13 protein-coding genes are annotated in these 13,586 nt (G+C 67.7%); 7 read left to right on the top strand and 6 right to left on the bottom strand.

Annotated elements, in window-relative coordinates; translation table 11 throughout:
* The first annotated feature begins 196 nt into the window (after positions 1-196).
* From AC5P8R_RS04510 to AC5P8R_RS04495, 4 genes are read left to right on the top strand one after another with little or no spacing between them, the layout of a single operon-like run.
* Entirely contained in the window at positions 197-1,540 is a 1,344-nt protein-coding gene (locus AC5P8R_RS04510; protein ID WP_495223033.1) for a TRZ/ATZ family hydrolase, read from the top strand.
* 26 nt (positions 1,541-1,566) lie between these two features.
* Complete coding sequence (ubiG, locus tag AC5P8R_RS04505) at positions 1,567-2,283, top strand: bifunctional 2-polyprenyl-6-hydroxyphenol methylase/3-demethylubiquinol 3-O-methyltransferase UbiG (RefSeq protein ID WP_014647800.1); 717 nt, start codon at positions 1,567-1,569, stop codon at positions 2,281-2,283.
* Positions 2,280-2,975 (top strand): phosphoglycolate phosphatase, encoded by a 696-nt coding sequence (locus AC5P8R_RS04500; RefSeq protein WP_134966574.1) that lies wholly within the window; start codon positions 2,280-2,282, stop codon positions 2,973-2,975. The genes ubiG and AC5P8R_RS04500 overlap by 4 nt, the downstream gene beginning before the upstream one ends.
* 11 nt (positions 2,976-2,986) lie before the next feature.
* Positions 2,987-3,691, top strand: a complete 705-nt coding sequence (locus AC5P8R_RS04495; RefSeq protein WP_014647798.1) for a squalene/phytoene synthase family protein — start codon at positions 2,987-2,989, stop codon at positions 3,689-3,691.
* A gap of 89 nt (positions 3,692-3,780) precedes the next feature.
* Here the strand turns inward: AC5P8R_RS04495 and AC5P8R_RS04490 are convergent, their stop codons facing one another.
* Genes AC5P8R_RS04490 through yidD form a run of 3 tightly spaced genes read right to left on the bottom strand, consistent with a single transcriptional unit; the run spans position 3,781 to position 6,234 of the window.
* The gene (locus tag AC5P8R_RS04490; protein ID WP_495223032.1) at positions 3,781-4,632 is read right to left on the bottom strand and encodes a M23 family metallopeptidase; all 852 of its coding nucleotides are present in this window, start codon (positions 4,630-4,632) and stop codon (positions 3,781-3,783) included.
* Positions 4,632-5,978, bottom strand: a complete 1,347-nt coding sequence (locus tag AC5P8R_RS04485) for a dihydroorotase (RefSeq protein ID WP_014647796.1) — start codon at positions 5,976-5,978, stop codon at positions 4,632-4,634. The genes AC5P8R_RS04490 and AC5P8R_RS04485 overlap by 1 nt, the downstream gene beginning before the upstream one ends.
* A 1-nt stretch (position 5,979) precedes the next feature.
* Positions 5,980-6,234 carry a membrane protein insertion efficiency factor YidD gene (gene yidD, locus AC5P8R_RS04480; RefSeq protein WP_495223031.1) on the bottom strand — a complete coding sequence of 85 codons (255 nt, stop codon included), beginning with the start codon at positions 6,232-6,234 and terminating at the stop codon, positions 5,980-5,982.
* 271 nt (positions 6,235-6,505) lie between these two features.
* On the opposite strand from yidD, the gene dksA reads away from it, so the two are divergent.
* A complete protein-coding gene (dksA, locus tag AC5P8R_RS04475; RefSeq protein ID WP_075076325.1) occupies positions 6,506-7,732 on the top strand; it encodes an RNA polymerase-binding protein DksA in 1,227 nt (408 codons plus the stop codon).
* Between the two features lie 551 nt (positions 7,733-8,283).
* Here the strand turns inward: dksA and AC5P8R_RS04470 are convergent.
* From AC5P8R_RS04470 to cysS, 3 genes are read right to left on the bottom strand one after another with little or no spacing between them, the layout of a single operon-like run.
* Complete coding sequence (locus AC5P8R_RS04470) at positions 8,284-9,531, bottom strand: MFS transporter (RefSeq protein WP_032956128.1); 1,248 nt, start codon at positions 9,529-9,531, stop codon at positions 8,284-8,286.
* On the bottom strand, positions 9,528-9,980 hold the full coding sequence (locus AC5P8R_RS04465; protein WP_014647792.1) for a SufE family protein: 453 nt from the start codon (positions 9,978-9,980) through the stop codon (positions 9,528-9,530). Before AC5P8R_RS04465 ends, AC5P8R_RS04470 begins: the two co-directional genes overlap by 4 nt.
* Before the next feature lie 54 nt (positions 9,981-10,034).
* Positions 10,035-11,411 (bottom strand): cysteine--tRNA ligase, encoded by a 1,377-nt coding sequence (gene cysS / locus AC5P8R_RS04460; protein ID WP_014647791.1) that lies wholly within the window; start codon positions 11,409-11,411, stop codon positions 10,035-10,037.
* Between the two features lie 188 nt (positions 11,412-11,599).
* On the opposite strand from cysS, the gene AC5P8R_RS04455 reads away from it, so the two are divergent.
* Both AC5P8R_RS04455 and AC5P8R_RS04450 read left to right on the top strand, forming a co-directional pair.
* A complete protein-coding gene (locus AC5P8R_RS04455) occupies positions 11,600-12,163 on the top strand; it encodes a glycine zipper 2TM domain-containing protein (protein ID WP_014647790.1) in 564 nt (187 codons plus the stop codon).
* Between the two features lie 331 nt (positions 12,164-12,494).
* Complete coding sequence (locus AC5P8R_RS04450) at positions 12,495-13,505, top strand: N-acetylornithine carbamoyltransferase (protein ID WP_014647788.1); 1,011 nt, start codon at positions 12,495-12,497, stop codon at positions 13,503-13,505.
* Positions 13,506-13,586: the final 81 nt, after the last annotated feature.

The following is a 13,586-nucleotide window of genomic DNA, read 5'->3' as shown; positions in this document are numbered from 1 at the left end:
ATAGGCCGACCTTGCGGTAGTGCCGGCCGCTGGCCGGGTACGCGCCAGCACATTCGCGCTGGCGCTCCCATGATCTGCTTCGGCAGATCATGGGCCCCGCTTCACGGGTCTCCAGACCCCGCCGCTTCGCGGCAGCCCCTGACTCAGGGGCGTGTCCCCAGAAGTATCTCGCCGCCCCCACAGCCAGTGAGCCCGTATGAGCGATAGCCCGCACCTCCCCGAAGCCTGCGACCTGCTCATAGAAGCCGGTTACGTCGTTCCGATCGAGCCGCATGCGGTGGTGCTGGAAGACCATGCCGTTGCCGTGCGTGGCAGCGAGATCGTGGCCATCCTGCCGCGTGCCGAGGCGCGCGCACGCTTCCGCGCCACCCAGGTGGTGAGCCGACCCGAGGCTGCGCTGATGCCGGGCCTGGTCAACGCGCACACGCACAACCCGATGACCCTGCTGCGCGGCGTTGCCGACGACCTGCCGCTGATGACCTGGCTGCAGCAGCACATCTGGCCGGTGGAAGCGGCGGTGATCGGCCCCGAATTCGTTGCCGACGGTACCACCCTGGCCATCGCCGAGATGCTGCGCGGCGGCACCACCTGCGCCAACGAGAACTACTTCTTCGGCGACGTGCAGGCCGCGGTCTACAAGAAACACGGTTTCCGCGCGCTGGTGGGCGCGGTCATCATCGATTTCCCCACCGCCTGGGCCAAGACCGACGACGAGTACTTCGCCAAGGCCGGTGAACTGCACGACCAGTGGCGCACCGATCCGCTGATCGGCACCGCGTTCGCGCCGCATGCGCCTTACACGGTCAATGATGCCAACTTCGAGCGGGTACGGATGCTGTCCGACCAGCTCGACATGCAGGTGCACCTGCACACCCACGAGACCGCGCAGGAAATCAACGATTCGATCAGGCTGCACGGCCAGCGCCCGCTGGCGCGGCTGGATCGGCTCGGCCTGGTCAACGACCGCCTGATCGCGGTGCACATGACCCAGCTGACCGATGCGGAAATCCACCTGTGCGCCGAACGTGGCGTCAGCGTGGTGCATTGCCCGGAATCCAACCTGAAGCTGGCCTCCGGTTTCTGCCCGGCCTGCTCCCTGCAGCGCGCAGGCGTGAACCTGGCGATCGGTACCGATGGCTGCGCCAGCAACAACGACCTGGACATGTTCAGCGAGAACCGCACCGCGGCGATCCTGGCCAAGGCCGTGGCCGACGACGCCACTGCACTGGACGCGGCAACCACGCTGCGCGCGTCCACGCTGGGTGGCGCACGCGCGCTGGGCTTCGGCGACCGCATCGGCTCGATCGAAGTCGGCAAGCAGGCCGACCTGGTCTGCGTTGATCTGTCCGCGCTGGAAACACAGCCGCTGCACAACGTGCTGTCGCAGCTGGTGTACGCCACCGGCCGCCAGCAGGTCAGCGATGTCTGGATCGCCGGCAAGCCGAAGCTGGTGCAGCGCGAGCTGGTCGGCATGGACCTGCCGGGCATCATCGCCAACGCGCGCCAGTGGCGCGAGCGCATCCGCCATATCCGCGCCTGAACCCTGGCGCCGCAAGGACATCCCCCATGACTGCCCCCCACGCTTCCTCAAATTTCGATCAGGCCGAGCTGGACAAGTTCGCTGCGCTGGCCAACCGCTGGTGGGACGCTGACGGCCCGCAGAAGCCGCTGCATGCGCTGAATCCGGTGCGCCTGCAGTACGTGGCTGACCGCGTGCCGCTGCGCGGCGCCCGCGTGCTCGACATCGGCTGCGGTGGCGGCCTGTTGAGCGAAGCGCTGGCCCAGGCCGGTGCTGACGTCACCGCCATCGACCTGGCCCCGGAGCTGGTCAAGGTCGCGCGCCTGCATGCGCTGGAAAGCGGCGCCCAGGTCGATTACCGGGTGCAGGCGGCCGAGGATCTGGCCGCCGAGCAGCCGGGCAGCTTCGACGTGGTCACCTGCATGGAAATGCTGGAGCACGTGCCGGACCCGGGCGCGATCATCGAGGCCTGCAAGCGCCTGCTGAAGCCGGGCGGCCACCTGTTCCTGTCGACCATCAACCGCACCGCCGCCGCGTTCGCGGTGGCGATCGTCGGCGCCGAGTACGTGGCGCGCCTGCTGCCCAAGGGCACGCACCACTACCAGGAATTCATCAAGCCGGCCGAGCTGGCGCGCTGGCTGCGCGAGGCCGACCTGCAGCTGGTGGATGTCAGCGGCATGGCCTACGAGCCGTGGCGCAACCATGCCCGCCTGAGCAGCCGCACCGACATCAACTACCTGGCCTACGCGGTCAAGCCGGCATGACCGCCGCCCGCTTCCCGCGTGCGGTGCTGTTCGACCTGGACGGCACCCTGCTGGACAGCGCGCCGGACTTCGTCGCCACCTGCAACGCGATGCTGGCCGAGCGTGGTCGTGCGCCGATCGATCCGGCGGTGCTGCGCCCGGTGGTCTCCAAGGGCTCGCGCGCGATGGTCGGGGCCGCTTTCCCGGACCTGGATGCCGCTGCGCGAGATGCACTGATTCCGGAATTCCTGCAGCGCTACGAAGCGCTGATCGGCCAGCACGCGGTGCTGTTCGATGGCGTGGCCGGCATGCTTGCCGCGCTGGATGACGCCGGCACCGTGTGGGGCATCGTCACCAACAAGCCCGAGTACCTGGCGCGGCTGATCCTGCCGCAGCACGGCTGGCAGCAGCGCTGTGCAGTGCTGGTCGGCGGTGACAGCCTGGCCGAGCGCAAACCTCACCCGCTGCCGCTGCTGCACGCTGCGCAGGCCATTGGCGTTGCCGCCGAAGACTGTGTGTACGTGGGTGACGACGAGCGCGACATCATCGCCGCGCGGGCCGCGGCCATGCCGTCGGTGGCAGCCCTGTGGGGCTACCGCCTGCACAGCGACGATCCGCTGGCCTGGCAGGCCGACGTGCTGGTCGAGAGCGCTGAACTTCTGCAACTGGCCAGTCTCTGGCCGACCCGGCCGGCAGCCCCGGCCCAGCCGTAAGGAATGGTGTAGTGAGCAGTACCGCGCTGGACAGTTTCCTCGACAAGTGGCGCAGCCGTTGGCCGGAATGGTCGGTGGCCGCCCCGTTCGTGGCCGAATCGCAACGCGAGCTTGCAGTGGCGTGGTTCGCGCTGCTGCAGGAGTTCGACGACATGCTCAACACCAGCGGCGATCCGCTGCCGGCCGACGCCAAGCTGGCGTGGTGGGGCGAGGAGCTGCGCAGCTGGGCGGGACATCGCTCGCGCCATCCGCTGGGCAGGCTGCTGGAGCCGGTGCGTGCACCGTGGGCCCAGTTGGCCGAAGCACTTCCGGATCTGGTTGAAGCGCGCACGGTCGCGCTGGATGCGGCCGGCGCCGGGCGCGCGCTGGCGAACTACGCCGAGGCCGTAGCCGCGGTGGAGGCGGCCTTGTTCGCTGACAAGCCGCGCACCGGCGCCGGTCGTGCGGTGCAGCTGCAGACCTTGGCGCAGCGCCTGCAGGACGCTGGCGTGGCGGGTGTGCCGCGCAGCCTGCTGGACGAGGACGCCAGCAATGCCGCACAGCGCTGGGCGCAGCATCTGTTGAAGGGGTGGGGCACCCGCGTGCCCGGCCCTCGCCCGCGCCGTGTGTGGTCCAGCCTGGCGCGTGCGCGGGTGGCGGCACAGGCCGCAGGCAAGCCGATCGAGGCCACCCCGGTGCGCACCCTGCTGCGCGTGTGGTGGGCCGCGCGCGGTTGATCCAACGTACCTGGTAGTGCCGGCCGCTGGCCGGCATCCAGCAGGGCGCGGAAGAGGATGAGGTTGCCGGCCAGCGGCCGGCACTACCGTTACTTGCGCTCCAGCACCAGCAGCGGGTCGATACGGGTCTCGAACCAGTTCATGCCCCAGTGCAGGTGCGGGCCGGTGGCACGGCCGGTGGCGCCGACCGCAGCGATCACCTGGCCCTGTTCAACCCGGTCGCCGACCTTTACGTCGATGCGCGAGAGGTGCAGGAAGTTGGAGCTGACCCCGAAGCCGTGGTCGAGCAGCAACGTGCCGCCGGTCAGGTACAGGTCCGGGCCGGCGAAGGTGACGATGCCGGCGGCCGGTGCTTTCACCGGCGTGCCGGTCGGCACCGCGATGTCCATGCCGGAATGACCGGCACCGGGCTGGCCGTTGTACACGCGGGCATTGCCGAAGCGGCCGCTGATGCGGCCCTGCACCGGCCAGATGAAGGTCTGGGTGAAGTCGGTGCGGTCGTCATCGCGGGCGCGTGCGGCGGTCACCTGCGCCTGTTCGCGCTTGATCCGCTCGGCAATCGCCGGCGGCGGGTTGACCGTCTTCGGCGGCACGCCATTGACCCGCTCTGTGGGCCAGTCGCGCGGCGTCACCGCAATGGTCGCGGTCTCGCTGCCACCATCGGGGCGCTGCACCTGCACGCGCAGCGGGCCCTTCTCGTCACGGCCGATGCCGAACACCACGCTGCCGTAGCCGCTCACCCGCAGCTGGCGACCGGCGTACTGCACGCGGCTGCCGGCGGGAACCTTGCCGATCACCAGTGCGCCCTGCGACGCACTGGTCGGGAACACCACGCGGCTGTCGATCAGGCTGCCAATGCCATCCTGCGCCTGCGCCTGCGCCGCGGGTACGGAAAACAGGGGCGCGGCCAGCAGCGACCCGATCAGAAGTGCCGAGCGCATCAGCGGTCGTAGGTCATGCGCTGGCCGGCGGGTTCGCCCACCAGGTTGCTGCCGTCCCACACCAGCTGGCCGTTGACCCAGGTGGAGGCGACGCGCGAACGGAAGGTGGTGCCCTCAAACGGCGACCAGCCGCACTTGGACAGCACGTCCTCGCGCTTGACCGTGAACGGCACGTCTTCGACCAGGACCAGATCGGCGAAGTAGCCTTCGCGCAGGAAACCACGTTCTTCCACGTCGAACAGCTGCGCCGGGGCGTGGGCGAACTTCTGCACCACCTGCTCGCGGGTCAGCTTGCCTTCGTGCACGCGCTCCAGCGCGGCCACCAGCGCGTACTGCACCAGTGGCAGGCCGGAGGGGGCCTGCGCGTAGGGCTTCTGCTTCTCTTCCCAGGTGTGCGGCGCGTGGTCGGTAGCCAGCACGTCCAGCACGTCGTCGGCCAGCGCAGCGGTGATCGCCTCGCGGTCGGACACTTCCTTGATGGCCGGGTTGCACTTGATCAGGTTGCCCTTGGTCGCATAGTCCGGGCGCGCGAAGTGCAGGAAGTGCACGCAGGTTTCAGCGGTGATCTGCTTGCGGCTGCCATCGGCGCGGATCAGCGGGCCCTTCTCGAACAGCGCCAGTTCATCGGCGGTGGAGATGTGCAGCACGTGCAGGCGGGTGCCGTGTTTGCGCGCCAGCGACATCGCCAGGCGGGTCGACTTGATGCAGGCTTCGCGCGAGCGGATGTCCGGGTGCATGTCCGGGGTCAGCGCATCGCCGTACTTTTCCTGGAAGGCCTTCAGGTTGGCATCGATCATCGGCGTGTCTTCGCAGTGCGTGATGATCGGGGTCGGGCATTCGCGGAAGATCGCGTCCAGCGTTTCGGGGTTGTCGACCAGCATGTTGCCGGTCGAAGCACCCATGAACACCTTCACGCCCGGCGCCTTCTTCGGGTCCAGCGCACGGATGGCGTCCAGGTTGTCATTGCTGGCGCCGTGGTAGAAGCCGTAGTTGGCCCAGGCGCGGCCGCGCGCGAGCTCGTACTTGGCTTCCAGGATGGTCGAATCCAGCGTCGGCGGGTTGGTGTTGGGCATGTCCATGAAGCTGGTCAGGCCACCGGCCACGGCCGCCGCCGATTCGCTGGCGATGTCGCCCTTGTGGGTCAGGCCCGGTTCGCGGAAGTGCACCTGGTCATCGATCATGCCCGGGAGCAGCCAGCGCCCGGCCGCGTCCACCACCTGCTCGCCGTCGCGCGGCGCCAGCCCGTTGCCGATCTGCGCGATGCGGCCGTTCTCGATGCGCAGGTCGCCGTCGAAGGTGCGGCCTTCGTTGACCATGCGGGCATTGGTGATGAGGGTGGAGGACATGTCAATGTTTTCCTGTGCAACGGCAAGAGGAGGCGTTGGGGGACTCGGGCACGGGGTCGAAGCCGCCGGGATGGAACGGGTGGCAGCGGCCCAGCCTGCGCGCAGCCAGCCAGCTGCCGCGCAGCGGGCCGTGCCGCGAGATCGCGTCCATCGCGTATTCAGAACAGCTCGGCACGAAACGGCAGCGGGGCCCCAGCAAGGGGCTGATGAAGCGCTTGTAGGAGCGCAGCAGGGCGATGAGCAGGCGCGAGATCACCCAGTCATCTTATGCCAGTTGGCATGAAGGCCGCATTTGTGCAGGATGGGCCGTTGGTCGCATGTCGCCGATGGCCTGCGACCGGTACCAGCACCGTCGGGTGCTGGCCAGGTTCCGTACCGCGCAAGGCGGTCCGTGTTCGTCGGACTGCCCATTGGGCGCCTTGGCTCCAGGACTGAATGGAGCAGGGTGCCGAGGTTGCTGCTGCGGGTCGGGTAGGCTATAAAGGCCCGCTTTCCCGGGCCCCGGGGAATCCAAGGAAGAGCGTTTCGTGGCTGCTAAAAAAACTGCAAAGAAGGCCGCAACGGCCGCCAAGAAAACCGCCAAGCCTGTTGTGAAGAAGTTGGCGGCAAAGCCCGTTGCCAAGAAGCCGGCGAGCAAGCCGGCGACCAAGGCAGCGTCCTCGCAACCGGCGGCCAGGAAGGCCACCGCAAAGAAAACGCCGGTCAAGGCAACCAAGCCGGTGGCGAAGAAAGCCGCTGCGCCCGCCAAGGCCAAGCCAGCCGCTGCCAGCAAGAAGGCGCCGGTGAAAAAGGCCGTCAGCAAGGCTGCGCCGGTGAAGAAGACCGTCGCCAAGCCGGTGGTCAAGAAGGCAGCAGCCAAGCCGGCGCCGAAGGCGGTGGTGAAGAAGGCTGCAGCCAAGCCGGTCGCCAAGCCGGCGGCAAAGAAGGTCGCTGCGGCCAAGCCGGTCGCCACGCCTGCCGCTGCAAAGAAGGTTGCCAAGAATGTTGCCGCACCGGCCGTAAAGCCGGCCCCGGCCCCAGTAGTGAAGTCCGCACCGAAGCCTGCTGCCAAGCCGGCTCCGGCCAAGCCTGTCCCGGCCAAGACCGTGGCAGTGGCAGCAGCCCAACCGGCCTCCAAGCCGGCCCCGGCCGCCGCTCCTGCCGCTTCGAAGGCCCCGCAATCCAAGAATCCCGTGCCCGTTTCGAAATCGCCTGCCAAAACCGCCGTGAAATCCGATTCCGCCCCGAAGACCGTGTCGCGCCCTGTCGGCAAGGTTGCCGTGGCCGTCGCCGCCCGCTCGGCAGCACCGGCCCCGCGCAGCAAGTACAAGGTGGTCGAATACAAGACCGACGAGGCCACCGGCCGCCCGATCCTGCCGGCTGGCTACAAGCCGTCCTCGGAAGAGGAATACATGAGCCCGCTGCAGCAGGAGTATTTCCGCCAGCGCCTGCAGAACTGGCGCGCGGACCTGGTGGAAGAGTCCAAGCAGACCATCGAGAACCTGCGCGAGGAAGTGCGTGACATCGGCGACGAAGCCGAGCGCGCGACCCGCGAAACCGAGAACTCGCTGGAACTGCGTACCCGCGACCGCTACCGCAAGCTGATCGGCAAGATCGACAGCACCCTGAAGCGCCTGGAAGCGGGCGACTACGGTTACTGCGTCGACACCGGCGAAGAAATCGGCCTGGAGCGCCTGGAGGCGCGCCTGACCGCCGAGCGCACCATCGATGCCCAGGAGCGTTGGGAGCATCTGCAGAAGCAGCAGGGCGACTGATTCCTGATCGTTGTCTGGTCATGCAGAAAACCCGGCTTCGGCCGGGTTTTTTGTTGGGTTCGAGTTGGCTGTGTAGAGCGCCTTCCGGGTATCGGGTGGAGCCTGCGGGTGGGTCCGATGTAGAGCCGAGCCCACGCTCGGCTCAGGCCGAAGCCGGAGGGCAAGGAAGAGCAAAAGCAAAAGCAAAGGCAGCCAAGCATGGCTTGGCTCTATCAGGAGCGGTCATGCGTGCGCTCGCGGCTGTTGAGTCCGCCTTGTAGCGAGCCGAGCACCGCAGGGGAATCAGGGGCGAAGAGGCGGCTCTATCCTGTAGAGCCGCTGCTGGTCGGCTGGCTCTCCGCGTCGTCCCCTGATTCACCGAGGAGCACAGGGCACCGGCGCGCAGCGCCGGCTCGCGGATGGCGGCGCGTTTCTTTGGTTACGTTTCTTTTCGCGCGAAAAGAAACGTGACACCCCACCGCGGTCGCGGAAAGAGCCCGCCGGGCATGGCCCGCTATCGGCGCGTGGGCGCACGGAAATACGCAGCCGAGCATGGGCTCGGCTCTACAGGCTCACTGCAGGTCGCGAAGATTCAACTTCCGCAGCGTCGGGTTCTTCCACGCGGTGATCCCGGCCACGCTCAGCACCGCGAACCCGCCCAGCACCACGGCCGGTACCAGGCCGAGCAGCTTCGCCATCGTGCCGGCATAGAACGCGCCCAGCTCGTTGGACGAACTGATGAAGATGCCGTTGATCGACGATACGCGACCGCGCATTTCTTCCGGCGTGGCCAGCTGCAGGATGGTCGAGCGGATCACCACCGAGACGCCATCGAAGGCGCCGTAGAACAGCAGGATCAGCGCCGACAGCCAGAAGTGCTGCGACAGCCCGAAGCTGATCACGCACAGGCCGAAGCCGGCCACCGCGAACAGCAGCACGCGGCCGGCATTGCGGTGCAGCGGGTGGCGGGCCAGCCACAGGCCCACGCACACCGAGCCCAGCGCCGGCATCGCGCGCAGGATGCCCAGGCCTTCCGGGCCGTGGTGCAGGATTTCGTGCAGGAACGCCGGCAGCATCGCCACCACGCCGCCCAGCAGCACCGAGAACATGTCCAGCGCCATCGCGCCGACCATGATCCGGTTGCCGACCACGAAGCGCGCGCCTTCGGCGATGCTCTTGAAGATCGGCGCGGCAGGGCCGGTGTGCACCGGCTCCTCCACTTTCAGCGTGGCCAGACAGGCCATCGCCACCAGCGCGAAGGCGGTGGCCACCGCGTAGGACAGGCCCTTGCCACCGAAGCCGACCAGCACGCCGCCCAGTGCCGGGCCGGCGATCATGCCGGCCTGGAATACCACCGCGCCCAGGCCGGCGCCACGCGCGAACTGGTCACGGGCCAGTACGCGGGCGAACAGGGCGTTGTAGATCGGCGACAGGAAGGCGCGGACCATGCCGGTCAGCGCAATGGCTGCGTAGATCGGCCACACGCCGTCGATCGGCAGCCAGCCCATGGCCACGCTGGTCAATACCAGTGCGGTGGCGATCAGTCCGCAACAGGCGACCATGCCCAGGCGGCGGCGCGGCAGGTGATCCACCAGGTAACCGGCGAACGGCGCCACGCAGAAGAACGGCAGCACCTCGGCCAAGCCGATCAGGCCCAGCGAGAACGGATTGCGGGTGACTTCGTAGATGTGCCAGCCGACGGTGACCGCGACCACCTGGTAGGACAGCATCGCGAAGATGCGGTACGCCAGCAGCCTGGCGAAACCGGGCCGGGACAGCAGGCCCAGCGCGCTGTCTTCGGCTGTGGCAGGCTCGCTCACGACGGGTCGCGCTGCAGCTGGGCCTGCGCGGTCTCGCGGATGAAGGCCAGCATCGCCGCCACGCCGTTGCTGCGGGTCGGCGAGAGGTGGCGGGCCAGGCCGATGTCCTGGATGTAGCTCGGCTCGGTGGCCAGGATCTCCTGCGCCGAGCGCCCGGAGTACACACGCAGGGCCAGGAAGATCAGGCCGGAGACAATCGCCGAATCACTGATGGCATGGAAGCGCAGCGACTGCGCGTTGCCTTCGGGCACGATCCAGACCATCGACTGGCAGCCGAGCAGGCGATGCTCTTCGGTCTTCCATTCTTCCGGGAAGGCCGGCAGCTTGCGGCCGAGGTCGATCAGGTACTGGTAGCGCTCGGACCAGTCGCCGAAGAAGCCGAATTCCTCGGCGATGGCGGCCTGTGCCTCGGCGGCGGTGGGTTCAAGCGGGAACGGGGAGTCGGTCACAACAGTCTCTACGGTGGGGGCGTGGCCGGCGTACCGGCCACGGGGCAGGGCGGGTCAGCCGCGCTTGCGCGACCAGCGCACGCCCTGCGGGGTGTCTTCCAGCACGATGCCTTCGGCGGCCAGCTGGTCGCGGATGGCATCGGAACGGGCGAAGTCGCGCGCCTTCTTGGCCGCAGCGCGCTCGTCGATCAGGCCCTGGATGCGGGCATCGTCGCCGCCGTCGCTGGCCGCAGTGCCGAACCACTGCGCTGGATCGGCCTGCAGCAGGCCCAGTGCCAGTCCGGCGCCGAGCAGTTCACCCTTCAGGCGCGCCTGCTCGGCCGGATCGGTGGCACGACGCGCATCGGCGGCGATGCGGGCCACTTCGGCCAGTGCCTGCGGGGTGTTCAGATCGTCATCCAGAGTCGCTTCGACCGTGGCCGGGATCGCAACGACCGCCTCGACTGAAGCCAGTTCGCGCAAGGTGCCGTACAGGCGGTCCAGGGTGCGCACCGACTGTTCGATCAGGCCATCGGACCAGTCCAGCGGTTGCCGGTAGTGGGCCGACAGCAGGGCCAGGCGCAGTGCTTCCGGCGGGTGCTGGCGCACCAGGTCGTGCACGCGCTCGATGTTGCCCAGCGACTTGCTCATCTTGGCGCCGCCGAAGTTGAGCATGCCGTTGTGCAGCCAGAAGCGGGCGAAGATCTTGCCGCCGTGGGCGCACTCGCTCTGCGCAAGCTCGTTCTCGTGGTGCGGGAACTGCAGGTCGACGCCGCCGGCATGGATGTCGATGGTCTCGCCCAGGTGGGCGGCGGCCATTGCCGAGCACTCGATGTGCCAGCCCGGGCGGCCACGGCCCCAGGGCGACGCCCAGCCGGGCAGGTCGTCGCTGGACGGCTTCCACAGCACGAAATCACCCGGATCACGCTTGTACGGGGCCACGTCGACACGGGCGCCGGCCAGCATTTCGTCCGGATCGCGGCGCGAGAGCTTGCCGTAGCCATCGAAGCTGGCCACCGCGAACAGCACGTGGCCTTCGGCAGCGTAGGCATGCCCGTTGGCGATCAGCTGCTCGATCATGGTGATGATCTGCGGAATGTGCGCGGTCACCTCCGGCTCGATGTCCGGCGGCACCACGCCCAGCGCGGCCATGTCCTCACGGTAGGCGGCGGCGAACCTGTCGGTGATGGTGCTGATCGGTACGCCCTGCTCGCGCGCGGCGGTGTTGATCTTGTCGTCCACGTCGGTGATGTTGCGCGCGTAGCGCAGGCCACCGAAACGGCGCCGCAGCAGGTCGGCCAGCACCCCGAACACCACCGGGCCACGGGCGTTGCCGATGTGCACGTAGTTGTAGACCGTCGGGCCGCACACATACAGGGTCGGACAGGCCGGATCGAGCGGAGTGAACGGTTCGAGCTGGCGAGTCAGGTTGTTGTGCAGGCGCAGGGTCATGGGGCTGTGGCTGGGGGACAAGCCTGTGATTTTAGAACGTGTCGGCCCCCTTTGGGGGCACCCGTTGCCACCGGTGGACGCCGGGGCCACCCGGGGTGGGGTGGGCAGGAGCGGCGTGGACGGGTAATGTTCAGCCCCTTGCGCTCGCCACTGCCTACACTATTGCCGTGTCCTTGCTCCCGTCGCCAATGAAATCCACCGCGTTGCTGACCCTGGCCTGCCTGTCGGCGCTGCCCGCCGTGGTGCTGGCGCAGGAGGCCGAGCCCCGCAACCGGGTGGTGATCGTTGAGAACGTGAAGTTCGACTACGCCCAGGTGCTGAACGTGGAGCCGGTGTTCCAGACCCTGCGCGCGACCCGCACCGAGGAGCACTGCGAGCCGGTGTCGACCCGGACCCTGGCCCCGGTGAACGTGACCGGCGAGGAGCCGGTCGAGGACAAGGGCCGGATCAGCCGCTTCTGGGACTCGGTGCGCTCGATGTTCAAGCGCAGCGACGAAGAGGCCGTTGAGGAGCCCGGAGCCGAGACGCCGGCCCCGGCACCGGCCAACACTGGCCCGATGCTGACCCGCGACTGCCGCATCGTGCCGGTGGGGCGTGAATTCCGCCGGCCCATCGCCTACGACGTGGATTACGTCTACAAGGGCACCAAGTACCGTTCGCGGCTGCCGGAAGACCCCGGCAACCGGCTCAAGATCCGGGTGTCGATCACGCCCTGGGTCGGCCCGGAGCAGGGCACGGCCAGCAATCCCTGATTCTGGGACCCCGGCCCTTGCGCCGGCCTCGGCCGCATGCAAAGATAGTTGACCATGAAGCTCACCGACTTCCAGCACGACAGCAGCGCAGCCCGACAGGCGTCGGGCATGACCTCGCGTGCGCGTCGACCGGAACCCCACATCCTCGCTGGGTAACCGGAGCTTTTTGCTGTTCGTCCGAAAAAACCCAGCCCGCCGGCTGGGTTTTTTCGTTTCCGCGCTTCGAAAATGCATCTTCTGAAAGCTGCAACTGCAATCTTCCCGCTCCACCTTTGATTCCTGTTTTCCCTTCCACCGCGTCGAAACCGGCGCCGCCACGCAAGGAAAGATGATGTCCCCCAAGCACTTCCTGAACACCCAGGACTGGAGCCGCAGCGATCTCGACGCGCTGTTGACCCAGGCGGCGCTGTTCAAGCGCAACAAGCTCGGCGACCAGCTCAAGGGCAAGTCGATCGCGCTGGTGTTCTTCAACCCGTCCATGCGCACCCGCACCAGCTTCGAACTGGGCGCGTTCCAGCTCGGTGCCCACGCGGTGGTGCTGCAGCCGGGCAAGGATGCGTGGCCGATCGAGTTCAACCTCGGCACGGTGATGGACGGCGATACCGAAGAGCACATCGCTGAAGTGGCCAAGGTGCTGGGTCGTTACTGCGACATCATCGCCGTGCGTGCGTTCCCCAAGTTCATCGACTGGGCCTACGACCGCCAGGACATCGTCCTCAACAGCTTCGCCAGGTACTCGCCGGTGCCGGTCATCAACATGGAGACCATCACCCACCCGTGCCAGGAGCTGGCCCACATCATGGCCCTGCAGGAGCACTTCGGCACCCAGGACCTGCGTGGCAAGAAGTACGTGCTGACCTGGACCTACCACCCCAAGCCGCTGAACACCGCCGTTGCCAATTCGGCGCTGACCATCGCCACCCGCATGGGCATGGACGTGACCCTGCTGTGCCCGACCGCCGACTACATCCTCGACGAGCGTTACATGGGCTGGGCCGAGCAGAACGTGGCCGAGAGCGGCGGCTCGCTGAAGATCAGCCATGACATCGACAGCGCCTACGCCGGCGCCGACGTGGTCTACGCCAAGAGCTGGGGCGCGCTGCCGTTCTTCGGCAACTGGGAACCGGAGAAGCCGATCCGCGACCAGTTCAAGCACTTCATCGTGGACGAGCGGAAGATGGCGCTGACCAACAATGGTGTGTTCAGCCACTGCCTGCCGCTGCGCCGCAACGTGAAGGCCACCGACGCGGTGATGGATTCGCCGCAGTGCATCGCCATCAACGAAGCCGAGAACCGCCTGCACGTGCAGAAGGCGATCATGGCGGCGGTTGCCGGGCGCTAGATCGAACAAGGGGTAGAGCCGACCGTTGGTCGGCTGCTCCCGCAGCGGCGCATCCAATATTCCAGCCGACCAACGGTCGGC

Source organism: Stenotrophomonas sp. YJH_SMC_73, from assembly GCF_059370155.1.
The sequence above is the reverse complement of the archived record's forward strand: the minus strand, read 5'-3'. Positions and strand labels throughout refer to the sequence as shown.